This is a genomic window from Methylobacterium sp. J-092 (assembly GCF_022829325.1).
Lineage (GTDB): Bacteria > Pseudomonadota > Alphaproteobacteria > Rhizobiales > Beijerinckiaceae > Methylobacterium.
Genome location: NZ_JAKSXU010000111.1, coordinates 25,147 through 49,365 on the forward strand (window position 1 = coordinate 25,147; position 24,219 = coordinate 49,365).

Consider the following 24,219-nt stretch of genomic DNA (forward strand, 5'->3'; position numbering starts at 1 on the left):
TCGGGTCAATCGGCGCGGCGCAGCCGCGCAAGAAGGGCGGGAACGGCGCCGCCGAGCAGCGCCGCCGCGTGGACGACCTCCCCGGCCTCGCGCAGGGACCGGCGACGCAGCGCCAGGGCGAGGCGCAACGGGATCTGGACCGCGAAGGTCGCCGCCAGCAGCGCGAGGGCGGTCGCCGCACCCTGGTGCTTGGCCGCATAGAGGATGCGGCTGCGCTGGATGTAGAACAGGCGCCGCGCCCTCACCTGCCGGGTCGTCCCCTGGCCGTCGTGCCGGACCGTCGCCTCGGCGACGTGGCGCACCGTGAAGCCCGCATCCCAGGCGCGGGCGCAGAGATCGACATCCTCGTAATAGACGTGGAAGCGCTCGTCGAAGCCGCCGAGCCGTTCGAACAGCGACCGGCGGATCAGCAGGAAGGCGCCCATCACCTGGTCGACCGGACCGGACGCGGCATGGTCCCATTCCGTCATGAAATGCGTCGGCACTCGGCTCGGCATCACCCGGTCGAGATGAAGCTCCTGGCCGATCAGGCTGCCCGCGGTCGGGCGCCTTGCGCACATCCGCTGCACACGGCCGGCTTCGTCGACCAGCTGTGCGCCGACGACGCCGACCGTCGGATCGGCGTCGAGCGCCGCCAGCGCCAGACGCAGCGCATCCGGCCCGACCTCGGTGTCGGGGTTGAGGAACAGGATCGCCGGCGCCCGGCCGACCGCCGCGCCCTGGTTGCAGGCGCGCCCGAACCCGGCATTGTCGGCGTTCCCGATCACGATGAGGCGCAGGTCCGGCCGCTCCAGGCCGTCGGCGGAGCCGTCGGTCGAGGCGTTGTCGACCACGACCACGTCCGTGGCGGGATCGTCGCCGGCGGCGGCCAGGCTGGCGAGGCATGCGCGCACCAGGGGGCCGCCGTTCCAGTTGACGATCACGACGTCGATCGCGGGCGGTCGATCGGTGCGGGGCGTCGTCATGGCGCGTCGAAGGGGCGGCCGAGGCGGCCGCGGAAGCCGTCGAGCACCGCCCCGGCCAGCCGCCGCAGCACCGCCGGGCGGTAGCCGCTGTCGCGCCAGTACAGGAGCGTCTGCATTGGGAGGTAGGCGACCTGGCGCAGCTTCCACGGCAGCGGGATGTGCCGCAGGCGCCAGCCGTAGACGGAGTTGCGCAGGTAGGTCGCCATGCGGAACAGCGGCTGGCGCGGCGTCTCGATGCCGAGCGCGCGGATCGTGCCGCCGCCGACGCGGTGGCCGATCGCGGCGTCCTGCGCCATCCAGCAGCCGTAGCCCGCATCCCAGGCGCGAAAGCACCATTCGAGCTCGACCCCGTCGATGAAGTAGTCCGCCCGGAACGGCCCCACGGCGCGGAACGCCGCCACGTCGACGAGCGAGCCCGAGGTCGCAAGGAATTCCACCGGCACCAGCGTGCCGACGGCCGCCTGCCCGGGCCGGCGCCGAAACCGCGGCGGCTTGGCCTCGGCGTTTGCACGGCCCGGCACCGGTCCGATCACCGCACAGGGCCGATTCTCCGCACGGAGCCGCGTGCGGGCATCGGCGAGCGCGCCGATCATCTCCGGCCCGACCTGCGCATCCTGGTCGAGCAGGAGGACGCCGTCCGCGCCGACCCGCGTCGCGGCCTCGACGACGCCGTTGAGGGCGGCCGCGATGCCGACGTTGCTCCCGGCCGACAGCAAGCGCACGCCGGCCGCCTCGAGCTTCATCCGATCCACGGGGCCGAGGCCGCCATTGTCGAAGGCGAGGACCGGATGGAGGCTGCCGGCATAGCGTCGGACGATGTCGTCGACCTGGTCTCGGCTCGGGTGGAACAGGGTCAGGCCGATGGCCAGCATCACGCACATCCAGGACAGGCCGCGGCCGGCCTGCGGCCCGAGCCGATAACGGAAACGCACGCCCGAGGCGAGGCCCGGGCCGAGGCTCGGGCCCAGGCTCAGGTATAGGTGCGATCAACGCTGGCCGAAGGTCGGATCCTTGAACAGGTCCTTGTGCTCGCGGGGCTGCGAGCGCCAGTACTGCTTGGGCGCGCGCACCGTCTCGCCGAGCGCGGCCGCCGCGTGCCAGGGCCAGCGCGGATCGTAGAGCAGGGCGCGCGCGAGCGAGATCGCGTCCGCCCGGCCCTCGGCGAGGATCGCCTCGGCCTGGTCCGCTTCGGTGATCAGCCCCACGGCGATGGTGGCGAGCCCGGTCTCGGCCTTGATCCGCTCGGCATAGGGCACCTGGTAGCCAGGCCCGAGCTTGATCGCCTGCTTCGGCGAGACGCCGCCGGTCGAGACGTGGATCGCGGGGGCGCCGGCGCGCTTCAGGCGCTGGCCGAGCTCCACGGTCTCCTCGAGGTCCCAGCCGTCCTCGACCCAGTCGGTCGCCGAGACCCGCATCCACACCGGGTGGCCTGCGGGCACCACCGCCCGCACCGCCTCGAACAGCTCGAGCGGGAACCGCATCCGGTTCTCGAGGCTGCCGCCGTAGGCGTCGGTGCGCTGGTTGGCCAGCGGCGAGAGGAACTGGTGCAGCAGGTAGCCGTGAGCGCCGTGCAGCTCGAACGCCTCGATCCCGAGGCGCACCGCGCGCTTGGCGGTCGCGACGAAGTCGTCGCGGATGCGCTTGAGGTCCGCGCCGTCGAGGGCGTGCGGGGCCATCTCGCCGTCGCCGTGTGCCAGGGCGGACGGGGCTTCGGTGCGCCAGCCGTAGGGATGATCCGGCGCGATCTGCTGGCCGCCGTCCCAGGGCGCCCGGCTCGACGCCTTGCGGCCGGCATGGGCGATCTGGATGCAGACCGGGATCGGCGCGTACTCGCGGATCGCCGCCAGAACCCGACCGAGCGCGCGCTCGCAGCCGTCGGAGTACAGCCCGAGGTCCCACGCGGTGATCCGCGCCTCGGGCGACACCGCCGTCGCCTCCAGCGTCAGCAGCCCGGCGCCCGACATCGCGAGCTGGCCGAGATGCATCATGTGCCAGTCGGTCGCCTCGCCGTCGCGGGCCGAGTACTGGCACATCGGCGCGATCAGGATGCGGTTCTCCAGCGTCAGGTCGTCGAGCGTCAGCGGTTCGAACAGGCGGGCGGTCATCGGCAACTCCGGGTTGCGGGGGCATCGGCTGTGTGCCGCACTCTCGGGACGGACGCCAGCTCGCCGCCTCATGCCGGCCCTTTGCGCCGTAGCAGGGGGCGGCTCACCCCTCCCCGATCCCGCGGGCCTTCAGGCTCTCGCCGATCTCGTCGAGCACGCCGGCATCGTCGATGGTCGCCGGCATGGTCCAGGGCTCGTGGTCGGCGATGCGCTTCATTGTGGCGCGCAGGATCTTGCCCGAGCGCGTCTTCGGCAGCCGCTGGACCGTCAGCGCCAGCTTGAACGCGGCCACGGGCCCGATCTCGTCGCGGACCTTGGCGACGAGCTCACGCTCGATCTCCGCCGGATCGCGCGCGACCTGGGCCTTGAGCACGACGAAGCCGCAGGGCGCCTCGCCCTTGAGCGCGTCGCGGATGCCGATGACGGCGCATTCGGCGACGTCGGGGTGGGCGGAGAGCACCGCCTCCATCCCGCCGGTGGAGAGGCGGTGGCCGGCGACGTTGATAATGTCGTCGGTCCGCCCGAGCACGGTGATGTAGCCGTCGGCATCGATCACGCCCGCGTCCGAGGTGTCGTACCAGCCCGGGAAGGTCTCGAGGTAGCTCGTGCGCATCCGGGCGTCGGAGCCCCACAGGGTCGGCAGGCAGCCCGGCGGCAGCGGCAGGCGGATCGCGATGGTGCCCATCGTGCCGGCGGGCACCGGCTTGCCGCCCTCGTCGAGCACCTGCACGTCGTAGCCCGGCATCGGCACGCAGGTGCTGCCGTGCTTGACCGGCAGCATCCCGAGGCCGACCGGGTTGCCGGCGATCGGCCAGCCGGTCTCGGTCTGCCACCAGTGGTCGATGACGGGCCGGTCGAGCACCCGCTCGGCCCAGGCGACCGAATCCGGGTCGGCGCGCTCGCCGGCCAGGAATAGGGTGCGGAAGCGCGAGAGGTCGTGGCCGGCGACGTGGGTGCCCTTCGGGTCCTCCTTCTTGATCGCCCGCAGCGCGGTCGGCGCGGTGAACAGGCAGACGGTCCCGGTCTCGGCGACGACCCGCCAGAACGCGCCGGGATCGGGGGTGCCGACCGGCTTGCCTTCGTAGAGTACCGTGGTGCAGCCGTGCAGGAGCGGCGCGTAGACGATGTAGGAATGCCCGACCACCCAGCCGATGTCGGAGGCGCAGAAGTAGGTCTCGCCGGGCTGGACGCCGTAGAGGTTCGGCATCGACCAGGCCAGCGCCACGAGGTATCCGCCGGTGTCGCGCACCACGCCCTTGGGCTTGCCCGTCGTGCCGGAGGTGTAGAGCACGTAGAGCGGGTCGGTCGCCGCCATCGCGACGCAGTCCGTCGACCGTCCCGAGGCCGCGGCGACCGCCTCGGCCCAGTCGCGGTCGCGCCCCTCGACGAGGCTCGCGGCCGCTTGCGGACGCTGGAGGATCAGGCAGGCGGCGGGCTTGTGCTCGGCCGCGGCGAGCGCCGCGTCGAGCAGCGGCTTGTAGGCGACCACCCGGCTCGGCTCGATGCCGCAGGAGGCGGCGAGCACCACCTTCGGCGCCGCGTCCTCGATCCGGACGGCGAGCTCGTTGGCGGCGAACCCGCCGAACACCACCGAATGCACCGCGCCGATCCGGGCGCAGGCCAGCATGCCGAACAGGGCTTCGGGCACCATCGGCATGTAGAGGATCACCCGGTCGCCGCGCACCACTCCAAGGTCGCCGAGCACCGCCGCCAGGGCGGAGACCTCGCGGAGCAGCTCCGCGTAGGTGATCGCGCGCTTGGTCCCGGTCACCGGCGAATCGTACCGGATCGCGACCTGGTCGGCCCGGCCGGCCGCGACGTGGCGGTCGACCGCGTTCCAGCAGGCGTTCAGCGATCCGTCCGGGAACCAGCGGCCGTAGGGGCCGGAGGCGGCGTCGAAGGCCCGCGTCGGCCGGGTCGCCCAATCGATCGCCCGCGCCGTGTCGAGCCAGAACCCCTCGGGATCGCGCATCGCGGCGGCGTGCACGTCGGCATAGCGCGACGGCGCATCGGCGGAGGGGTCGGTCGGCATGGCGGCTCCTCGGGGCGACCTCTTCACGGGGCGCCTTACGGGGCGAGCCTAGCAGACTCGCGCTCGCCGCAGGATCGGCGGACCGCACAAAAAAGCCGCGCCGTCAGGGACGGCGCGGCGGACCTCGGTGCCGTGCTGGGGATCAGGCGCGTCAGTGCAGCGTGTCGACGTCGGCCTGCAACCGGTTGATCTCGTCCTTCAGGAGAAGCTTTCGCCGCTTCAGCTCCGCGATGCGAAGGTCGTCCTCGGACGGCCTCAGCGTCGCCTGGTGGATTTCCCGTTCGAGGGCTTCGTGCTTCCGGGTGAGCTGGCTCAGATGCGTCTGCAGCGACATGAGTCGTGTCTCCTGTCATCGTTCCGACCGGTCGAATCTCGCACATGTCGAGCCGGCTGTCGAAGGCAATCCTCAGCCTATGCCTCACGAATGCTTGCCGCTCGGGCGTGCCTGACGCATGCTCGCTCTAGGCACGCGGCGGGTTTCGAAGGCGACGATGACGGTTGAGTTGGTCCCGGATGAGCAGTCCGAACTGGACGTCGAGCTGGCGCGGCTGAGGCAGGAGCACCGCGACCTCGACGACGCGATCGACGCCCTCGAGCGCAACGTCGCCGGCGATCAGCTGCAGATCCAGCGGCTGAAGAAGCGCAAGCTCACGCTGCGCGACCGGATCGCCTTCGTCGAGGACCAGATCACCCCCGACATCATCGCCTGATGCCGGTGGATGCCGCCGCGCCTCGCCTTGCCGCGTCGGGCCCGCGCCTGTAAGCGGCGAGCTTGCCAGCGGCGGATTCGGGCTCACGGGCTTCCTTCGCGCAGAGAATGGGTTTGACGCGGATGGTGTCGGCGCCTGCGGTCGCGATCATCATGGGCAGCCAGTCCGACTGGGCGACCATGCGGCACGCCGCCGAAACGCTCGACGCGCTCGGCGTCGCCCATGACGCGCGCATCGTCTCGGCGCATCGCACGCCGGACCGGCTGGTGGCCTTCGCCAAGGGCGCGAAGGCGGCCGGCTTCCAGGTGGTGATCGCGGGCGCCGGCGGTGCTGCGCACCTGCCTGGCATGGCCGCCGCGATGACGAGCCTTCCGGTCTTCGGCGTGCCGGTCGAATCCAAGGCGCTGTCAGGACAGGACAGCCTGCTCTCGATCGTGCAGATGCCGGCCGGCATTCCGGTGGGGACGCTGGCGATCGGCCGGGCCGGCGCGATCAACGCCGCGCTCCTGGCGGCCGCCGTGCTCGCGCTGTCCGATGCCGACCTCGCCGCCCGCCTCGATGCGTGGCGCGCGGCCCAGACCGCATCCGTCGCCGAACGGCCGGAGACCGAGACCCCGTGACCACGACGACAATCGCGCCCGGCAGCACCCTCGGCATCGTCGGGGGCGGCCAACTCGGCCGCATGATCGCGCTCGCGGCGGCGAATCTCGGCCTCAAGGTCCACGTCTACTGCCCGGACGCCGACAGCCCGGCCTTCGACGTCGCGGCCGCGACCACCTGCGCGGCCTACGACGACGCCGAGGCGCTGGCGCGGTTCGCGCGAAGCGTCGACGTGGTCACCTACGAGTTCGAGAACATCCCGCGCGAGACCGCCGACCTGCTGGCGGCGCACGCGCCGCTCCACCCGAGCGCCTCGGCGCTGGCGACGACGCAGGACCGGCTGTCGGAGAAGGACTTCATCAACCGCCTCGGCATCCCGACGGCGCCGTTCCGCGCCGTCGACACGCCGGACGACTTCGCCCGCGCGCTGGACGCCATCGGCCGCCCGGCGGTGCTGAAGACCCGCCGCTTCGGCTACGACGGCAAGGGCCAGCGCATCATCCGGACGGAGGCCGAATCGGATCGCAACGCGATCTTCGCCGAGTTCGGCGGCGCGGCGCTGATCCTCGAAGGCTTCGTCGCGTTCGAGCGCGAGGTCTCGGTGGTGGCCGCGCGCTCGGCCGACGGCAGCTTCGCCGCCTTCGACCTGTGCGAGAACGAGCACCGCAACCACATCCTGGCCGTAACCCGCGCGCCGGCGCCGGGGATCGCGCCGGAGACGGCGCAGGCCGCCTTCGCCATCGCCAGGACGATCGCCGACGCCCTCGACTATGTCGGGGTGCTCGCCGTCGAGATGTTCCTGGTGCGCGAGGCCGACGGCGGCGAGCGGCTCGTCGTCAACGAGATCGCGCCGCGGGTGCACAATTCCGGGCACTGGACGATCGAGGGCGCCGCGACCTCGCAGTTCGCCCAGCACGTGCGCGCGGTCTGCGGCTGGCCGCTCGGCGATCCGTCCCGCCCCGGCGGACTGCGCGCCGAGATGCGCAACCTCATCGGAGACGAGGTTTCGGGCTGGCGGTCGCTGCTGGCCGAGCCCGGCGCGCATCTGCATCTCTACGGCAAGGGCGAAGCCCGGCCCGGCCGCAAGATGGGCCACGTCACCCGCCTCGAGCCCTGAAATCCGATGCATCCGCACAACAGCGGATGCTTCGCGTGCGCCCTGTTCCCAAGATCGCAAGGTCTTTTCCAGTCGAGCCATATGTTCGCCACATCGGCCCGCATCAACGGGTCCGTCGCCCGTGCTTAATCGGGCGTTCACCGCGATGCGCGAACGTGCCGGAGCCTACGCGACCGGATCGGACCGGTTCCGTGTCGGCCGCGCCGCTCGGGGTGCGTGGATCAAGGTTCGGGCGTGCTGCAGACTTGAGCACCGTGCCGAGGGGAATGGGGCGATGACGTCAGACAGCGTGCGGTTTCAACGGTCGGCCCTGCTCGGCCTCGCTGCGCTCGCGAGCGTGGCGCTCGCCGGCTGCGAGACCGTGGGGAGCGCTGCCGGCCCGCGGCAATTCGCGGTGCTCGAGGCGGACACCACGGGCGCGACCGACGTCAACATCGCCTCGCTGACCGAGGTGGTGCAGCGCAACCCGAACGACGCCGCCGCCTACAACACCCGCGGCGCGGCCTATGCCCGCGCGGGCCAGTTCAACGACGCGATCGGCGACTTCACCAAGGCGGTGCAGATCGATCCGAATTCCGGCTCGGCCTACAACAACCGCGCGCTGGCCTATCGCCAGACCGGCCGCAACGACGCGGCGCTGCAGGACTTCACCAAGGCGATCGCCTCCGACCCGAATTACGGCCCCGCCTATATCGGCCGCGCCAACGTGCTGCGGGCGCAGGGCGACCTCGACGGCGCGATGAGCGACCTCAACGTGGCGATCCGCCTGATGCCCGAATCGGCCGAGGCGTATCATGCCCGCGGCCTGGTCCGGCAGAAGCAGGGCCAGAACACCGCCGCCATCGGCGACTTCGACGCCGCGATCGACCGCAATCCCTTCGTCAGCGCGCCCTACGCGGCCCGCGGCCAGAGCCTGATCGCCACGAACCAGTACGACAAGGCGATCGAGGACTACAACGCGGCCCTCAACGTGAACAACAAGGACGCGACCTCCTGGGCCTATCGCGGCCTCGCCTACGAGAAGTCGAACCGCAAGAAGGAAGCGATGGAGAACTACCAGCGCGCCTCCACCATCGACCCGAGCAACCCGATCGCCCGCCAGGGCCTCGGCCGGGTGCAGGGCGGCGTCGGCTCGCTGTTCAACTGAAGCCCTGGGTTTGCTCGAACGAAGAACGCCGCGCGAGAGCGCGGCGTTCTTCGTTTCGGATCGCGATGACCACCACCGCGCGAACAACCGAGATAACCAAGACCGTAGGGTGAAAGCGACAGGAAACTGACGACCTTTGCCGCCATCGGGCCGAGGAACACCCATGGCGCCGGCGCTCGAAACCTGTCACACTTCGTCGGATGCCGTACTTCTACTGTCATCTACGTGGCCCGAGCGGTTATGAACGCGACGAGATCGGGCTGGAATTCGCCGACCTCGATGCGGCGTATCTCGAGGTCTGCCGCGCCATCCTCGACATGGCGGCGGAGCTGGCACGGTCCGGCCACGACCCGATGCCCTACGCCTTCGAGATCACGGATGCCGACGGCCTCCTGCTCATGGACGTCCCGTTCCGCGAGATGCTGAGCAAGGGTCTCCGAAGCAGGCGTCGGCTTCTTCACGTCTCGTCGGCCACGCAGCGCCGCGAGATGGTGCGGGCGGTGCATCTGCGCGCAGCCGTCTCCGACTCGATCGATCGCCCGAGCCAGACGATCCGCATGTCCCAGCTGATCGTCGCCCGGTCGCGCGCGAGCGGCGCGGCCGATCCATGGGGCGCCTCGCCGCGATCGGGTGCCGTCGCCTCTTAGGTCAAGTCACGCCGAGCGTAGGGCAGCGATGCCGTCGGCCAGCGCGTCCACCTGCGCTGCGTCGTGCGCCGCCGAGAACGCCACCCGCAGCCGCGCGGTGCCGGCTGGGACGGTCGGCGGCCGGATCGCCACCACGAGGAAGCCCTGCGCTTCGAGGGCGGCCGAGCGCGCGAGCGCGGCCTGCGCCTCGCCGACCATCACCGGCACCACGGCGCTTTCGGCCTCCGGCAATCCGAGCCGCGCGGTGAAGCGGCGGGCGAGCGCCAGGGGCTTGGCACCCCGCTCCGGCTCCGCCTCCAGGATCGCCAGAGCTTCGAGGGCGGCGGCCGCAGAGGCCGGCGGCAGCCCGGTGGTGTAGACGAAGCTGCGGGCGCGGCTGGTGAGCAGGTCGATCACCGCCTGCGACGCGCAGAGATAACCGCCGTAGGAGCCGAGCGACTTCGACAGGGTGCCCATCTCCAGCGGCGCCCGCGGTCCGCCTTCGACGACGCCGAGCCCGTGCGCGTCGTCCACCAGCGTCCAGGCGTCGTGGGCGTCGCCGAGCCCGAGGATGTCGCCGAGCGGCGCGCGGTCGCCGTCCATGCTGAACACCCGCTCGGTCAGGATCATCGCCCGGCGATGCTGCGCGCGATGCGCCGAAAGCAGGCGGCCGAGGTCGGCGACGTCGTTGTGCCGGAACGTCAGGATCGTCGCGCCCGAGATCCGCGCACCGCCCCACATGCAGGCATGGGCGAGTTCGTCGACGAGGATGAGGTCGCCCGCACCGACCAGCGCCGGGGTGATCCCCAGGTTGGCGAGGTAGCCGCTGCCGAACACCAGCGCCGCCTCGGTGCCCTTGTGCGCGGCGAGCCGCGCTTCGAGCGCGGTCAGCAGCGGATGGTTGCCGGTCACCAGCCGCGACCCGCCGGAGCCGGCGCCGTAGGCGGCGACGGCAGCTTGCGCGGCCGCGATCACCCGCGGGTCGTGGCTCAGGCCGAGATAATCGTTGCAGGAGAACGAGACGAGCCGGCGCGCGCCGCGCTCGGCCATCGCGTCGGCGGCGCGGATCGTCGGCACCAGGCGGCGGCGGAGGGCGGCGGCATCCAGGCCGGAAAGCTTGTCGCGGGCGAAGGATTCGAGGCTCGACATCGGGCCTCAAAGCCCCGCGGCGCCGGCCGGAGTCAAGTCCGGCGTCGCGCCCGGTTGACCGTCGCGCGGCATGCCCGCATCGATCTGCGGATGCCGACCGACGATCCGAGCGCCGCGCCCCTGTGGCGCCCCTACACGCAGATGAAGCATGCGGCGCCGCCGCTGGAAGCGGTGCGCACGCACGGCTCGCGCATCGTGCTCGCCGACGGGCGGGCGCTGGTCGACGGCATCGCCTCGTGGTGGACGGCGGTGCACGGCTACAACCATCCCCACATCGCCGCGGCGGTCTCCAAGCAGCTCGGCACCATGCCGCACGTGATGTTCGGCGGCCTGACGCACGCCCCGGCCGAGCGTCTGGCGCGCCGGCTCGCCGGCTTGCTGCCCGGCGACCTGAACCACGTGTTCTTCACCGATTCCGGCTCGGTCGCCGTCGAGGTCGCCCTGAAGATGGCGGTGCAGCTCTGGCTGAACCGCGGCGAGGCCGGCCGCACCCGCATCCTCGCGTTCCGCGGCGGCTACCACGGCGACACGGTCGGGGCGATGTCGGTCTGCGACCCCGAGGAGGGCATGCACCGCCGCTTCGGCGCCTTCCTGCCGACCCAGCTCTTCTCTGACCTGCCGCGGACCGAGGCGGAGGCGGCCGCCCTCGACGGCATCCTCGCGCGCCACCGCACCGAGCTCGCCGCGGTGATCGTCGAGCCGCTGGTGCAGGGTGCGGGCGGCATGCGGATGCATCCGCCCGATGTCTTGGCGACGATCGCGCGCCTCGCCCGCCGCCACGGCCTGCCGCTGATCGTCGACGAGATCTTCACCGGCTTCGGCCGCACCGGCACGCTGTTCGCCTGCGAGCAGGCCGGCATCGTGCCCGACATCCTGTGCCTGTCGAAGGCGCTGACCGGCGGCACGATGGCGCTCGCGGCCACGATCGCCACCAGCGAGGTGTTCTCCGCGTTCTGGTCGGACGATCCCGGCGCCGCGCTGATGCACGGCCCGACCTTCATGGCGAACCCGCTCGCCTGCGCGGCGGCCGATGCCAGCCTCGACCTGTTCGCGCGCGAGCCGCGGCTCGAGCAGGCCCACGCGATCGGCACGCGCCTCGCGGAGGGGTTCGAACCGCTCCGTGGGCGGCCGGGCATCGCCGACATCCGCACGCTCGGCGCGATCGGCGTGGTGCAGTTCGCCGAGCCGCCCGACCTCGCGACGCTCAAGGCGCGGCTCGTGGAGCGCGGCGTCTGGGTGCGCCCGTTCGGCGACGTCGTCTACCTGACGCCGGCGCTGACCATCGGCCGGGACGACCTCGACCACCTGATCGAATCCGTCGTCTCGGTATCCACGGGGGTCGCGTCGCACAGGGCGATTTGACGGGCACCATGACGCGGGCTGCGGCGAGGAGGGCGGTGCTTCGCGAAGGAATGGGATCCCACCCACTCAAGGCCGCGCCGGATGTCGCATCTCGCCGGCACGCACGGGGGGCGGTACAGCGCTGACCGTCACGATCTCAGGATCCAGTACAGCGTGCCGCTCCAGACAACGCAAACGGCCGATCCGATCGCGACTCCACCATCAAGCGCAGCGACGAGGTCGTAGAGCGGCCGCGCGGCGATCGCCGTACCAAGGAGCGTCCAACCCGCTGCGATGATGATAGGCCTCTTCCTGATCGCCCGTCCGTCATCGAATGCCGATGGCATTCGCCGGGTTTCCAGCCACCATTTCATCAGAGGCGAACAAGCGGCGCTCGCGGCGGTCGCCAGCGCTCCAGGCCGCGAGTCGAGTCGTACGGCCAGCACTGTGGAAATGCTGAGAATGGCGAGGGGGAGAAGTTGCTCGAGGTCACGCCGTCGCATGGCATCCTCCGATCCGTCGTCGCGGTCGGGGGCCGGAACCGCGCCGAGATCGACGATCCGGAGGCGCTCCATTATCACGGAATGATTACCTAGCGATAGAGATCGCAGCCGCCCGTGTCGCCGAACGCCGCGCTGCGGGTCGCCGGCACGAAGCGGGGACATCGCCGGATCGGCGGCGGATCGTTGCAGGGCGGAGCGACGACCTTCGGCCGTCATCCACGGGAAAGACTTTCCGGCCCGATGTCGGTGGCATTCGACCTGCCACGGACGCTTCGAGGACCGGCCAGCGTCGCTGCAACCGGAACGCCCCTCTGCCGTTGGACATCCAGGATGAGGGTGCGGCGGGGGGCGTGTCCCGGCGACGCTCCCGGACCGAAACGCTGGAGATGCATATCGTGACGAGCGAGCAGACGAGTCCCCAGGAAGACCGGCCCGTGATCCTCCTCGTCGAGGACGAGGCGCTCACCATCATGGATCTCGGCGACGTTCTCGAGGGTGGCGGCTACGAGACGGTGCAATGCGCATCGGCCGAGCGGGCGATGAGCATCCTTCAGGCGCGGCCGGACATCTGCGGCCTCGTCACCGACGTGGAGCTCTCGGGCAGGGCCAACGGCTTCGACCTCGCCAGCTCCGTCGCCGAGGCGCGGCCGAAGCTGCCGATCCTGATCGTCTCCGGCCGCGCCGCGCCCGACCCGGCCCGGATGCCGGCCGGCGCACACTTCATCGCCCGCCCGTGCAGCGGCGAGGACATCCTCGACCAGCTCCGCCGCCTCATGCCCTGCTGAGGCCTCATGCCCTGCTGAGCAGGGGATCGCCGCCCCGACCGTCATCCCAGCTTCACACGCCCGAGGCACAGCCGGCCGCGAACGAGGCCGGTCCCGTTTCCGGGGCCGGATTTTCGACGTGTTCGGTCGTGCAGCGCGGGGTATGGGATGTCAGCGGCGGACGAGATCCCGGCAGCCGCGCCGGTCATCGAGAACCCGGGGCTGCCCGTGAACGGCAAAGCGAAGAACCGGAAGGACGGGCGGCCCTCTCACGACGCGGCGCGGATCAAGCGGAAGGGCCGCGACGCCTCGGCTGAGCGCCCCGGTGAGGTCCCGGCTCCGAGCCCCGAAACGGCGGCCGCGAAGCGGCCCGGATCGAAGCCACCGGGCGCCAAGAGCGTCGGCTGGGCGCTGGTCCAGGCGGCGCGCCTGCATCGCGCCCGCATCGGCGACCGGCTGGCGATGCTCGACCTGTTCGCCGGCCAGGAGCAGGTCGTGCAGGTGCTCGCGGCCTCCGGCACGATGACGATGGGCGACCTCGCCGCGACCTTGCGCGTGCGCCCGCCGACCGCATCGAAGACGATCTCGCGGCTCGCCGCCCTCGGCTTCGTCGAGCGGCGCGCGGAGGCCGGCGACGGCCGCATCGTGCGCGTGCGCCTCACCGAGGCGGGGCTCGCCAAGGCGGAGGCGATCGAGGGCATCTGGGACGCGGTCGAGGCGGAGCTGCTCGCCGGCCTCGACAACAAGGAGCGGCGGCGCCTGCGCAAGCTCCTGCGCAAGGCCGCCAAGGGACTCGCCGAGGCCGGCGGGCTGACCGGGCACGAGACCGAGGCCGATGCGGAGATCGAGGCCGACGAGGACGAAGCCGACGCGCTCGCCCCGATCCCGGCGCACTGACACGGCCGTTCGGAGCCGCTGCACACGATGGCCGCGGGCGATACGCTGCGGGCACGCCCACGGCCCTCGCCGTCGCCGTCGTGATCGCCGCACGCCTTGCCGGACCCACCGTCGCCGGCGATGCGATGCCGAGGCGGGTCGGGGCCTGCGCGACGACGGTGATTCCCGCGATCGGGAGGCGCTTCGGCGCTCCGCTGGTGAGACCCAAGAGCAAGGCCACCGACGACGGCACCGGCGTCGAGCTTGGAAACGGCGTCGAAGCGTGTCCTACGTCTTCGTCCCGGCGGTCGCGGACGCGAAGGTCGGCGATCCTGTGAAGACCTGTCCGGTCTCGATCCCGAAGGGCGATGACCGCGGCAAGGTCTTCACGACGACCAACCTGCGCACGCAGGATTTCCGGACGCTCGGCGATTCCCGGCACCTGTGCGGCGGCGCCGGGCCGGACCGCCGCGAGGGCAGGTCCGGCCCGGCGAGCTAGGTCCGCCCCGGCGACGGCGAGTCGCCTATCGGCCGAGCGGCTGGATGCTGTTGGCGATCGCCTTGAGCTGCGCCGCGTACTTCGTCTCGCCGGCGGGCGAGCCCCAGTAGGACAGCATGCCGACCTTGGTCTCCGACAGCACGATGATCGACAGGCTCACCTTGGTCGGGCCGTCCTTGTCGACGCCGTCCCAGCCGAGATCGACCACGTCGAAGCCGTTGATCTTGGCTTCGGACTTCTTCTGCGACTTCGGATCGATCTTCACACCGCTCTCGGCGAAGAACTTCACGCCTTCGACGATGGCGTTCTCGAGATTCTTAAGGTTCTGCACCTCGAAAGCGACGTAGATCGACGTATCCGGGGACGTCGCCTGGGCACCCTTCTCGATTTCCTCGGGCGACCACGCGTTCGGGAGGTCGATCGTCACGATCGGCTTGGTGTCGGGCAGCTCGAACGGCTTCGCCGACGCGGTGGATGCTGGGTTTGCGAAAAGGAATCCAAGAACCGCCGTCGTCGCAATGATGTTTCTCAAGACAACCTCCCCCGTCGCCGATCGTGGCGCGCGCGAAGAGCCGTGGACGACGGTGCATCGAGAGTCGAGGGGCCTCGGAAAGGTCATGCACCGCCGAGATCGATCCGGCGCGGTCGGCGATCCGCAACCGCTGGCACGAGTCCCGCATGGTGCATGGCGATCCATGCGTGCGCGCCCTCGCGGCGGGCGCCGAAACGACGGATCATCCCGAATGATATGACGGGCGGTTGACCCGGTGCCGTTTTCTTAGGCATCCAAGGGTCGTCGATCCCGCCGAGACCGGTCGCTTCAGGGAGTTGCGTTTGTCGATGTCACGGATCCGGACGTTCGCGGCCGCCGCCGGCCTTGCCCTGGCCTTCGGGATGGCGCCGGCCCAGGCGGCCAACGTCTTCCGCTTCGCCTTCCAGGGCGACATCAAGTCCCTCGATCCGTATTCGCTGAAGGAAAGCTTCACGATCGGCATGCACGCCGCGGTCTATGAGGCGCTGATCACCCGCGACAAGGATCTCAACCTCGCGCCCGGCCTCGCCGAATCGTGGGAGACGCCGGAGCCGACGCGCTGGCGCTTCCACCTGCGCAAGAACGTCAGCTTCCACGACGGCTCGCCCTTCACCGCCGACGACGTGCTGTTCTCCGCCGACCGGGTCCGGGCCGCCGGATCGAGCTTCACCACCAACATCCCGTCCGACGCCAAGTTCGTGAAGGTCGACGACCACACCGTCGACATGGTGCTGTCGAAGCCCAACCCGATCGCGGTCTACCAGTTCTCGACCTGGTACATCATGTCGAGGGCCTGGGCGGAGAAGAACAACGCCGTCGCGCCCTCGCCCGTGAGCGCGGCGTCGCCGAGCTACGCCACCCTGCACGAGAACGGCACCGGCCCGTTCGTCATCACCGAGCACCAGCCCGGCGTCCGCACCATCTTCAAGAAGTTCCCCGGCTACTGGGGCAAGGTCGAGTCGAACCTCGACGAGGCGGTGTTCACCACGATCTCGAACGACGCCACCCGCGTCGCGGCCCTGCTCGGCGGCGAGGTCGACTGGATCGACCCGGTGCCGCTGCAGGATCAGCAGCGCGTCAACGCCAGCGGCAACGCCACGGTGATGACCGGGCCGGAGCTGCGCACGATCTTCCTCGGAATGGATCAGGTCCGCGACGAGCTCAAGGATTCGAGCGTCAAGGGCAAGAACCCGTTCAAGGACGTGCGCGTGCGCGAGGCGATGTACCTCGCCATCGACGAGGACACGATCGCCAAGCGAGTCATGCGCGGGCAGGCGACGCCGACCGCCCTGATGATCGCGCCCTCGCTCTATGCGCGCTCGGCCGAGTTCAAGCGCCCGGCGACGGACGCGAAGCGGGCCAAGGCGCTGCTCGCCGAGGCCGGCTACCCGGACGGCTTCACCGTCCCGATGGATTGCCCGAACGATCGCTACGTCAACGACGAGGCGATCTGCCAGGCGGTCGTGTCGATGCTGGCCCGCGTCGGCGTGAAGGTGAACCTCAACGCCCAGCCGAAGGCCAAGTACTTCGCCAAGGTGCTGGCGCCGAACTACGACACCGCGTTCTACCTGCTAGGCTGGACGCCGTCGTCGCAGGACAGCCACAACATCCTCTACGAGATGGTCGGCTGCCGGACCGATCCGAAGTCGAGCCGCGGCGGCTGGAACCTCGGCGGCTATTGCAACACCAAGCTCGACGCCATCGCCGACCAGGTCGAGGGCGAGACCGATCAGGCCAAGCGCGACGCCGAGATCAAGGAGGGCTTCGAGATCCTGCAGAAGGACTGGGCCGTCATCCCGCTGCACCAGCAGGCGCTGGCCTGGGGCGTCTCGAAGACGGTGACGCTGACGCAGCGGCCCGACAACCTCCTGCTGCTCTACTGGGTGTCGAAGAAGCCTTGAGGCGCGGCACGAACGGTTGACCCGATGCTCGCCTTCATCCTCCGCCGCCTGCTGCAATCGGTCGTGGTCCTGGCCGTCGTCGGGGTGATCGCGTTCTCGATGTTCCGCTTCGCCGGCGACCCGGTGAACCAGATCGTCGGCGTCGACACCCCGGTCTCGGAGCGGGCCGAGATCCGCAGGAACCTCGGGCTCGACGATTCCGTCGCGGTGCAGGCGGCGCGCTACGCCGCCAACGTGCTGCGAGGCGATTTCGGGATCTCGTACCAGTTCCGCCAGCCGGTCTCGCACCTGCTGGCGGAGCGGATGCCCGCGACCCTCGAGCTGGCGCTGTGCGCCACGATCTTCGCCCTCGTCGTCGGGATCCTGATGGGGGTCTACTGCGCGCTGCACCGCGAGACGGCGCTGGCCAAGCTCTTCCTGGCGATCTCGCTCGCCGGCGTCAGCCTGCCGCCCTTCCTGATCGGCATCCTGCTGATCTTCCTGTTCTCTGTGACGCTCGGCTGGCTGCCGTCGTTCGGCCGCGGCGACACCGTGCGCCTCGGCTGGTGGACCACCGGCTTCCTCACGGTCTCGGGGCTCCGCGCCCTGATCCTGCCCTCGATCACCCTGGGGCTGTTCCAGATGACCCTGATCATGCGGCTCGTCCGCGCCGAGATGCTGGAGGTGCTGCGCGCCGACTACATCCGCTTCGCCCGGGCGCGCGGCCTCACCACCCGCTCGATCCATTTCGGGCATGCGCTGAAGAACACCCTCGTCCCGGTCATCACCATCGCCGGGCTTCAGCTCGGCTCGGTGATCGCCTTCTCGATCATCACCGAGACGGTGTTCCAGTGGCCGGGCATGGGCCTGCTCTTCGTGCAGGCGGTGCAGAACGTCGACATCCCGATCATGGCCGCCTACCTGCTGCTGGTCGCGGCGATCTTCGTGGCGATCAACCTCGCGGTCGACGTGCTCTACACGATCGTCGACCCGCGCCTGCGGCTGGCGGGGCGCACCGCATGAGCGCCCTCGCCGCGACGCCCTCGCGCTGGGCGCGGTTCCTCGATTCCGACGTCTTCGCGAGCTTCCGCCGCTCGAAGCTGGCGATGGCGGCGCTCGCCGTCACGGTGCTGTTCTTCGCGCTCGCCATCGCCGCGCCGTGGATCTCGCCACAGAATCCCTACGATCCGGCCGAGCTCGACCTGATCAACTCGAACCTGCCGCCGATCTGGTCGGCGGAGGGGCAGGCGCCGTTCCTGATCGGCACCGACGACCAGGGCCGCGACGTGCTCTCGGCCGTCTTCTACGGCCTGCGCCTCTCGCTCGTCGTCGGCCTTCTCGGCGTGCTCGTCTCGGGCGGCCTCGGCCTCGCGCTCGGGCTGATCGCCGGCTACTTCGGCGGCCTCGTCGACACGGTCATCATGCGCGTCGCCGACGTGCAGCTGACCTTCCCGGCGATCCTGATCGCGCTGGTCGTCGACGGCGTGGCGAAGGCTGCGGCCGGCGGCGGCCTCGACACCAACGCGACCATCGGGCTGATCGTCGTCTCGATCGGGCTGTCGTTCTGGGTGCAGTACGCCCGCACCGTCCGTTCCTCGGTGATGGTCGAGAAGAACAAGGACTACGTCCAGGCCGGGCGCCTGATCGGGCTGTCGTCGCCCGTGATCATGGTCCGCCATGTCCTGCCGAACGTGCTGGGACCGGTCTTCGTCATCGCGACGATCAACCTCGCGCTGGCGATCATCACCGAGGCGACGCTGTCGTTCCTCGGGACCGGCCTGCCCGAGACCATGCCGTCGCTGGGCACGCTGATCCGCACCGGCAACCGCTTCCTGTTCTCCGGCGAGTGGTGGATCGTCGCCTTCCCCGGCCTGGCGCTCGCCGGGCTGGTGCTGGCGATCAACCTGCTCGGCGACTGGCTGCGCGACGCGCTGAACCCGAAGCTGCAATGACAAAACCCGTCCTCTCCGTCCGCGACCTGCGCGTCGAGTTCGCGACGCGGCGCGGCATCCTGAAGGCGATCGACGGCGTGTCCTTCGACATCGCCCGCGGCGAGATCCTCGGCGTCGTCGGCGAATCCGGCGCCGGGAAATCGGTGACCGGCGCGGCGGTGATCGGCCTGATCGACCCGCCCGGCCGGATCAGCGGCGGCGAAGTCCGGCTCGGCGGCGAACGCATCGACGACCTGCCGCCCGAGCGGCTGCGTCGCATCCGGGGCCGGCGCATCGGCATGATCTTCCAGGACCCGCTGACCAGCCTCAACCCGCTCTACCGCATCGGACGGCAGATCATCGAAACCGTGCAGACGCATACCGACCTCTCGGCCAAGGCCGCGCGGACGCGGGCGATCGACCTGCTCGCCGAGGTCGGCATCCCGGCGCCCGAGCGGCGGATCGACGGCTATCCGCACGAGTTCTCCGGCGGCATGCGCCAGCGCGTGGTGATCGCCCTCGCGCTGGCGGCCGAGCCTGAGCTGATCATCGCCGACGAGCCGACGACGGCGCTCGACGTCTCGGTGCAGGCGCAGATCATCACCCTGCTCAAGCGCCTCGGGCGCGATCACGGCACCGCCGTGATGCTGATCACCCATGACATGGGCGTGATCGCCGAGGCGGCCGACCGGGTCGCGGTGATGTATTCCGGCCGCATCGCCGAGATCGGCCCGGTCCGCGCCGTGGTCGGCGACCCTCTGCATCCCTACGCCAAGGGCCTGATGGGCGCGATCCCGACCCTGACGCAGGAGACCGGGCGGCTGGCGCAGATCCCCGGTGCGATGCCGCGCCTGACCGCGATTCCCGCCGGCTGCGCCTTCAACCCGCGCTGCCCGAAGGTGTTCGACCGCTGCCGCGTCGAGCGCCCCGACCCGATCCCGGTGGGCGAGCACCGCGTCGCCTGCCACCTCTACGATCGCGCCGAGGTGGCGGCATGAGCGCGCCCGCGCCGTACGTCGAGGTCGAGGGCCTGCGACGGCTGTTCGACGTGTCGAAGCCGTGGCTCAACCGGATGATCGAGCGGCAGCCGAAGCAGTGGCTGAAGGCGGTCGACGGCGTCGCCTTCACGATCGAGCGCGGCGAGACCTTCGCCCTGGTCGGCGAATCCGGCTCCGGCAAGTCGACGGTCGCGCGCATGGTGGTCGGCCTGCTTCCGCCGAGCGCGGGCGACGTCCGCATCACCGGCGTCTCGATGACCGATCCGGCGCAGAACGCGGCCCGCCGCCGGCTGCGGCGACGCATCCAGATGGTGTTCCAGGATCCCTACGCGTCGATGAACCCACGCTGGCGGGTCGGACGGATCGTCGCCGAGCCGATTCGGGCCTTCGACCTGCTCCGGGGCGAGGCGGCGATCGCCGACCGCGTCGGGGAGCTGCTCACGCTGGTCGGCCTGCATCCCGACGACCGGGTGAAGTACCCGCACGCCTTCTCCGGCGGGCAGCGCCAGCGCATCGCCATCGCCCGCGCGCTCGCCTCGGAAGCGGAGTTCCTGGTCGGCGACGAGCCGACCTCGGCGCTCGACGTGTCGGTGCAGGCACAGATCCTCAACCTGATGCGCGACCTGCAGGACCGGCTCGGGCTGACCTACCTGTTCATCAGCCACAACCTCGCCGTGGTGCGCCACATGGCGACGCGGATCGGCGTGATGTATCTCGGCCGCGTCGTCGAGATCGGCGGCGGGCGCGAGCTGTTCACGCATCCGAAGCATCCCTACACCCGGATGCTGCTCGACGCGGTGCCCGATATCGGCCTGACCGGGCGGCAGCGCACGCCGGTCTCCGGCGAGATCCCCAACCCGATCGACCCGCCGCCGGGCTGCAGCTTCAACCCGCGTTGCCCCTTCGCCGACGACCGCTGCCGGGCCGAGGTGCCGGCGCTGATCGATGGCGTCGCCTGCCACGCCTATCAGGAAGGGCGGCTGACCTGACCGCCTGCCCGATGGAGTTCCGATGACATCCAGCGCGCCGTCCGACATCCTCGAAATGAGCGCGGTCGCGCTGTCCGCCGCGATCCACCGGAAGGCGGTGTCCTGCGTCGAGGTGATGCAAGCCGCACTCGCGCGGATCGCGCGGCTGAACCCGGCGGTGAACGCGATCGTCGCGCTGCAGGACCCGGGCCGCCTGATCGCGGAAGCCGCGGAGCGCGACGCCCGCCTAGCCCGCGGCGAGAGCGCCGGCCCGCTCCACGGGTTTCCCCTGGCGGTGAAGGACTTCGATGCGGTCCGCGGCCTGCCGTTCACGCAAGGCTCGCCGATCTTCCGCGACCGGATCGCGTCGGCCGATTCGATCATGGCGGGACGGCTTCGCCGCGGCGGCGCCGTGTTCATCGGCAAGACCAACGTCCCGGAATTCGGCCTCGGCTCGCACACCTTCAACCCGGTCTACGGCGCCACCGCCAACGCCTACGACCAGAGCAGGTCCGCGGGCGGCTCGAGCGGCGGCGCCGCGGTATCGGTGGCGTTGCGGATGCAGCCGGTGGCCGACGGCAGCGACCATGCCGGCAGCCTTCGCAACCCGCCGGCCTTCAACAACCTGTTCGGCCTGCGCACCAGCTACGGCCGGATCCCGATCGCCGCACCGGACGTGTTCACGCCGGGCTTCGGCGTCTCCGGCGCGATCGGCCGCTCGCCGGCCGATATCGGCCTGATGCTGTCGGTTCAGGCCGGCGCCGACCCGCGCGTGCCGTTCTCGATCCCGCAGGATCCGGCGATCTTCGCCGAGGACCTGAAGCGCGATTTTTCCGGCACGCGGATCGCGTGGCTCGGCGACCTCGACGGGCAGCTGCCCTTCGATCCCGGGGTGCTGGAATGCGGGGTCGAGGCGCTATCGGCCTTCGAGGCGGTCGGCTGCCGCGTCGAGCACGCCCGGCCCGCCTTCGACATGGAGCGGCTGTGGCAGGACTACGTCCTGCTGCGCGCCTGGATGAATGCGTCGAGCCTCCGCCCGCTCTACGACGACCCGGCGCACCGCGCCCTGCTCAAGCCCGAGGCGATCTGGGAGGTCGAGCGGGGATTGGCCCTCACCGCCGACCAGATCAGGTCGGCGCAGGAGGGCCGCACCGCCTGGTACGAGGCCGTGCGGACCTTCATGGCGCGCTTCGACTTCCTGGTGATGCCGAGCGCGCAGGTGTTCCCGTTCGCGATCGGCCTCGATTGGCCGAAAGAGGTCGGCGGCCGCACGATGGATACCTATCACCGCTGGATGCAGGTGGTGATCCCGGCGACCATGAGCGGCCTGCCCTCCCTGAACGTTCCGGCCGGGTTTGGCCCCGGCGGGCTGCCGACCGGCATCCAGATCGTCGGCCCCAACCGGGGCGAGCTGGCTTGCCTGCAGCTCGGCGCCGCCTACGACGCGGCGGCCGGCTGGGTCTCGCGCCGGCCGCCGCCGCTGCTCGGGGCATAATCCTGACCCTTCGACCCGAAGCGCTGCAATCCTGAGACGCACCGGACGCGACCACCCGTTCGGCCGGTTGCAAGCGTTCGTTGCGGCGCGGACACAATCGGGGTTTTTGCGGCCGCGACGGGATGAAACGCGGGCGGAGCGCGGTTCGGCGTGTCTATAAGATCGGCCATGAGCAATGCGGTTCGCCCCTCCTCGAAGCCGCGTGCGGCTTTTCTCGCCCTCCCCCTCGCGATCGCCGTTGGTGGATCGGCCCTCGCCGCCGACCTCGGCGCGATCATGCCGCGGGCGGTGCCGACCTTCGCGCAGGTCGATCCCGACACCTGGATCGTGACCCTGACCGGCAACCTCCAGTTCACGCCGCGCTATCCCGGCTCGGAGGACTACACGGTGATCGGCTACCCGGCGATCGACGTGCGCCGCGCCGGCGAGCCGCGCCGCTTCTCCGCGCCCGACGACGGGTTCAGCTTCTCGCTCTACGACAACGCGGTGTTCCGCATCGGCCCGACCGCGCGTTTCGTGCCGGGCCGCTACTACGGCGACGACCGCCGGCACCTGTTCGGCTTCCGCGATGCGCGCTTCGCCGTCGAGCCGGGCCTGTTCATCGAGTTCTACCCGATCCCGTCGATCCGCACGCGGGTGGAAGTCCGGCAGGGCGTGTACGGGCACCACGGCACCGTCGGCTCGGTCGGGGCGGACTACATCCTGCCGGTCGACCGCTTCCAGTTCTCGATCGGACCGCGCCTGAACATCGGCGACGCCTCCTACGCGCGGAAGTACTTCGGCGTCACCGCCGACGAAGCCGCCGTGAACGGTCGCGTCGCCGCCTACGACCCCGGCAGCTTCTTCTCCGCGGGCGTGCTCGGCGCGGTCACCTACACCCAGGACGCGACCTGGGCCTATACCGGCTACGCCGGCTACTCGCGCATCCTCGGCTCCTCCGGCGACAGCCCGCTGGTGCGGCGCCCGTTCGGCAACCCGGACCAGTTCCTGTTCGGCCTGAAGGTCGACTACTCCTTCGCCACGCGGTCCTGGTTCTGAGCGCGCGCCGACCGTCGGCGCGTCCGGCCGCGACGGTCCCTTCTGCCGCACCGACGTCCGAGGCGGCTCGCCGGCGACCGTGGGCGTCGGCCGGAGCGTCGGGCGCCTGCATCGAGAACTGTGAGGCTCGGCAGCCATGGAGGCCGATCGCCCACGGGCGGTGACTTGATTTCGCGTCCGCACGCCAAGCTCATCGATCGCCTGCATTGACCCGCAGGCCGGTCTCGGGCGACACGACCCGATGCAATCCTTCTTCCGCGTCACGGCCTGGCTCGTGGTGGCCGCGCTCGTTTTCGTCACCCTGTCGCCGATCGATCTGCGGCCGTCCGTGGCGCCCGCGAACGTCGAGCGCGCGCTCGCCTACGGCGCGCTCGGGATGCTGTTCGCCCTCGCCTATCCGCGCCGATGGCTCGTCGTCCTCGTCGGCGTCGTCGCTCTCGCGGCCATCCTGGAGCTCGGGCAGGGCCTCACCCTGACCCGGCACGGCCGCCTCGCGGACTTCGTCGTCAAGGGCGGCGCGGCGATGCTCGGGACCGGGCTCGCCATCGCCACCACCACGCTCGTGTCGCGCCGCGCACGCTCCTAGACCGGAGCGGTCAAGCCGCTTGCACCCGGGCGACGCGGCGGGTACAGCACGCCACCCGGTCGAACCGTCCGCCGCCCGCGCGATGCGCGGCGCCGACGCTTGCCGGGCACGGAGGGGTGGCCGAGTGGTTGAAGGCGCACGCCTGGAAAGTGTGTATACCGGAAACGGTATCGCGGGTTCGAATCCCGCTCCCTCCGCCACGGACCGCTGACTTTCGGTTTTTCGCCGGCCCCCGGGGCACGGCGCCGTCGGTCTCGAGCGTCGCTCGACCGTGGCGTTTGTCTCGCATCATACCGGCAATCCACAACGTCTCGGCGGGGCGGGCAGCAATAGCGACGCCGACGACTGGCCGAGCCG

26 protein-coding genes and 1 tRNA gene are annotated in these 24,219 nt (G+C 70.8%); 18 read left to right on the forward strand and 9 right to left on the reverse strand.

The window, feature by feature from the left end; all coding sequences use genetic code 11:
* Nucleotides 1-5: 5 nt before the first annotated feature.
* The 5 genes from MKK60_RS12360 to MKK60_RS12380 all read right to left on the reverse strand — a co-directional run bounded on the left by MKK60_RS12360 (nucleotide 6) and on the right by MKK60_RS12380 (nucleotide 5,436).
* On the reverse strand, nucleotides 6-965 hold the full coding sequence (locus tag MKK60_RS12360) for a glycosyltransferase family 2 protein (RefSeq protein WP_243986144.1): 960 nt from the start codon (nucleotides 963-965) through the stop codon (nucleotides 6-8).
* A complete protein-coding gene (locus MKK60_RS12365; protein WP_243986146.1) occupies nucleotides 962-1,897 on the reverse strand; it encodes a glycosyltransferase family 2 protein in 936 nt (311 codons plus the stop codon). The genes MKK60_RS12360 and MKK60_RS12365 overlap by 4 nt, the downstream gene beginning before the upstream one ends.
* Before the next feature lie 54 nt (nucleotides 1,898-1,951).
* A complete protein-coding gene (locus MKK60_RS12370) occupies nucleotides 1,952-3,070 on the reverse strand; it encodes an NADH:flavin oxidoreductase/NADH oxidase (protein WP_243986148.1) in 1,119 nt (372 codons plus the stop codon).
* A 103-nt stretch (nucleotides 3,071-3,173) separates the two neighbouring features.
* Entirely contained in the window at nucleotides 3,174-5,102 is a 1,929-nt protein-coding gene (locus MKK60_RS12375) for a propionyl-CoA synthetase (RefSeq protein WP_243986150.1), read from the reverse strand.
* Nucleotides 5,103-5,253: 151 nt separating this feature from the next.
* The gene (locus MKK60_RS12380) at nucleotides 5,254-5,436 is read right to left on the reverse strand and encodes a YdcH family protein (RefSeq protein WP_147725554.1); all 183 of its coding nucleotides are present in this window, start codon (nucleotides 5,434-5,436) and stop codon (nucleotides 5,254-5,256) included.
* Nucleotides 5,437-5,593: 157 nt separating this feature from the next.
* Here MKK60_RS12380 and MKK60_RS12385 point away from each other — a divergent pair, with 157 nt between their 5' ends.
* Nucleotides 5,594-5,812 (forward strand): YdcH family protein, encoded by a 219-nt coding sequence (locus MKK60_RS12385; RefSeq protein WP_147725555.1) that lies wholly within the window; start codon nucleotides 5,594-5,596, stop codon nucleotides 5,810-5,812.
* Here MKK60_RS12385 and MKK60_RS12390 read toward each other — a convergent pair.
* Entirely contained in the window at nucleotides 5,802-5,966 is a 165-nt protein-coding gene (locus tag MKK60_RS12390) for a hypothetical protein (protein WP_243935604.1), read from the reverse strand. The genes MKK60_RS12385 and MKK60_RS12390 overlap by 11 nt on opposite strands.
* On the opposite strand from MKK60_RS12390, the gene purE reads away from it, so the two are divergent.
* From purE to MKK60_RS12410, 4 genes are all read left to right on the forward strand, one after another.
* Nucleotides 5,935-6,432 (forward strand): 5-(carboxyamino)imidazole ribonucleotide mutase, encoded by a 498-nt coding sequence (gene purE, locus MKK60_RS12395; RefSeq protein ID WP_243935285.1) that lies wholly within the window; start codon nucleotides 5,935-5,937, stop codon nucleotides 6,430-6,432. The genes MKK60_RS12390 and purE overlap by 32 nt on opposite strands.
* On the forward strand, nucleotides 6,429-7,529 hold the full coding sequence (locus MKK60_RS12400; protein WP_243935283.1) for a 5-(carboxyamino)imidazole ribonucleotide synthase: 1,101 nt from the start codon (nucleotides 6,429-6,431) through the stop codon (nucleotides 7,527-7,529). Before purE ends, MKK60_RS12400 begins: the two co-directional genes overlap by 4 nt.
* Before the next feature lie 274 nt (nucleotides 7,530-7,803).
* Nucleotides 7,804-8,676 (forward strand): tetratricopeptide repeat protein, encoded by an 873-nt coding sequence (locus MKK60_RS12405; RefSeq protein ID WP_243986152.1) that lies wholly within the window; start codon nucleotides 7,804-7,806, stop codon nucleotides 8,674-8,676.
* Nucleotides 8,677-8,876: 200 nt separating this feature from the next.
* Nucleotides 8,877-9,323 carry a DUF6894 family protein gene (locus MKK60_RS12410; protein WP_243986154.1) on the forward strand — a complete coding sequence of 149 codons (447 nt, stop codon included), beginning with the start codon at nucleotides 8,877-8,879 and terminating at the stop codon, nucleotides 9,321-9,323.
* A 6-nt stretch (nucleotides 9,324-9,329) separates the two neighbouring features.
* Here the strand turns inward: MKK60_RS12410 and MKK60_RS12415 are convergent, their stop codons facing one another.
* Complete coding sequence (locus MKK60_RS12415; RefSeq protein ID WP_243986156.1) at nucleotides 9,330-10,451, reverse strand: aminotransferase class I/II-fold pyridoxal phosphate-dependent enzyme; 1,122 nt, start codon at nucleotides 10,449-10,451, stop codon at nucleotides 9,330-9,332.
* A gap of 90 nt (nucleotides 10,452-10,541) precedes the next feature.
* Between MKK60_RS12415 and MKK60_RS12420 the strand changes: the two genes are divergently transcribed.
* Nucleotides 10,542-11,813 (forward strand): adenosylmethionine--8-amino-7-oxononanoate transaminase, encoded by a 1,272-nt coding sequence (locus tag MKK60_RS12420; protein WP_243986158.1) that lies wholly within the window; start codon nucleotides 10,542-10,544, stop codon nucleotides 11,811-11,813.
* Nucleotides 11,814-11,941: 128 nt separating this feature from the next.
* Here the strand turns inward: MKK60_RS12420 and MKK60_RS12425 are convergent, their stop codons facing one another.
* The gene (locus MKK60_RS12425; RefSeq protein ID WP_243986160.1) at nucleotides 11,942-12,511 is read right to left on the reverse strand and encodes a hypothetical protein; all 570 of its coding nucleotides are present in this window, start codon (nucleotides 12,509-12,511) and stop codon (nucleotides 11,942-11,944) included.
* Between the two features lie 170 nt (nucleotides 12,512-12,681).
* Between MKK60_RS12425 and MKK60_RS12430 the strand changes: the two genes are divergently transcribed.
* The 3 genes from MKK60_RS12430 to MKK60_RS12440 all read left to right on the forward strand — a co-directional run bounded on the left by MKK60_RS12430 (nucleotide 12,682) and on the right by MKK60_RS12440 (nucleotide 14,434).
* Complete coding sequence (locus tag MKK60_RS12430) at nucleotides 12,682-13,080, forward strand: response regulator (protein WP_243986162.1); 399 nt, start codon at nucleotides 12,682-12,684, stop codon at nucleotides 13,078-13,080.
* Nucleotides 13,081-13,227: 147 nt separating this feature from the next.
* Nucleotides 13,228-13,956 (forward strand): MarR family winged helix-turn-helix transcriptional regulator, encoded by a 729-nt coding sequence (locus tag MKK60_RS12435; protein WP_243986164.1) that lies wholly within the window; start codon nucleotides 13,228-13,230, stop codon nucleotides 13,954-13,956.
* A 262-nt stretch (nucleotides 13,957-14,218) separates the two neighbouring features.
* The gene (locus tag MKK60_RS12440; RefSeq protein ID WP_147841387.1) at nucleotides 14,219-14,434 is read left to right on the forward strand and encodes a hypothetical protein; all 216 of its coding nucleotides are present in this window, start codon (nucleotides 14,219-14,221) and stop codon (nucleotides 14,432-14,434) included.
* A gap of 25 nt (nucleotides 14,435-14,459) precedes the next feature.
* Here the strand turns inward: MKK60_RS12440 and MKK60_RS12445 are convergent, their stop codons facing one another.
* A complete protein-coding gene (locus MKK60_RS12445) occupies nucleotides 14,460-14,966 on the reverse strand; it encodes a hypothetical protein (RefSeq protein WP_147725565.1) in 507 nt (168 codons plus the stop codon).
* Between the two features lie 308 nt (nucleotides 14,967-15,274).
* Here MKK60_RS12445 and MKK60_RS12450 point away from each other — a divergent pair, with 308 nt between their 5' ends.
* The 9 genes from MKK60_RS12450 to MKK60_RS12490 all read left to right on the forward strand — a co-directional run bounded on the left by MKK60_RS12450 (nucleotide 15,275) and on the right by MKK60_RS12490 (nucleotide 24,062).
* Complete coding sequence (locus MKK60_RS12450) at nucleotides 15,275-16,867, forward strand: ABC transporter substrate-binding protein (protein WP_243986165.1); 1,593 nt, start codon at nucleotides 15,275-15,277, stop codon at nucleotides 16,865-16,867.
* Between the two features lie 24 nt (nucleotides 16,868-16,891).
* Nucleotides 16,892-17,869, forward strand: a complete 978-nt coding sequence (locus MKK60_RS12455; RefSeq protein WP_243986166.1) for an ABC transporter permease — start codon at nucleotides 16,892-16,894, stop codon at nucleotides 17,867-17,869.
* Nucleotides 17,866-18,798, forward strand: coding sequence for an ABC transporter permease (locus MKK60_RS12460; RefSeq protein ID WP_147725568.1), 933 nt, complete (start codon nucleotides 17,866-17,868; stop codon nucleotides 18,796-18,798). The genes MKK60_RS12455 and MKK60_RS12460 overlap by 4 nt, the downstream gene beginning before the upstream one ends.
* On the forward strand, nucleotides 18,795-19,775 hold the full coding sequence (locus MKK60_RS12465; protein ID WP_243986167.1) for an ABC transporter ATP-binding protein: 981 nt from the start codon (nucleotides 18,795-18,797) through the stop codon (nucleotides 19,773-19,775). The genes MKK60_RS12460 and MKK60_RS12465 overlap by 4 nt, the downstream gene beginning before the upstream one ends.
* On the forward strand, nucleotides 19,772-20,764 hold the full coding sequence (locus MKK60_RS12470) for an ABC transporter ATP-binding protein (protein ID WP_243986171.1): 993 nt from the start codon (nucleotides 19,772-19,774) through the stop codon (nucleotides 20,762-20,764). The genes MKK60_RS12465 and MKK60_RS12470 overlap by 4 nt, the downstream gene beginning before the upstream one ends.
* Before the next feature lie 22 nt (nucleotides 20,765-20,786).
* A complete protein-coding gene (locus MKK60_RS12475; RefSeq protein ID WP_243986173.1) occupies nucleotides 20,787-22,238 on the forward strand; it encodes an amidase in 1,452 nt (483 codons plus the stop codon).
* 168 nt (nucleotides 22,239-22,406) lie between these two features.
* The gene (locus MKK60_RS12480) at nucleotides 22,407-23,276 is read left to right on the forward strand and encodes a MipA/OmpV family protein (protein WP_243986175.1); all 870 of its coding nucleotides are present in this window, start codon (nucleotides 22,407-22,409) and stop codon (nucleotides 23,274-23,276) included.
* 241 nt (nucleotides 23,277-23,517) lie between these two features.
* Nucleotides 23,518-23,862 (forward strand): hypothetical protein, encoded by a 345-nt coding sequence (locus MKK60_RS12485; protein ID WP_147841394.1) that lies wholly within the window; start codon nucleotides 23,518-23,520, stop codon nucleotides 23,860-23,862.
* Nucleotides 23,863-23,972: 110 nt separating this feature from the next.
* Nucleotides 23,973-24,062 (forward strand) — tRNA-Ser (locus MKK60_RS12490).
* Nucleotides 24,063-24,219: the final 157 nt, after the last annotated feature.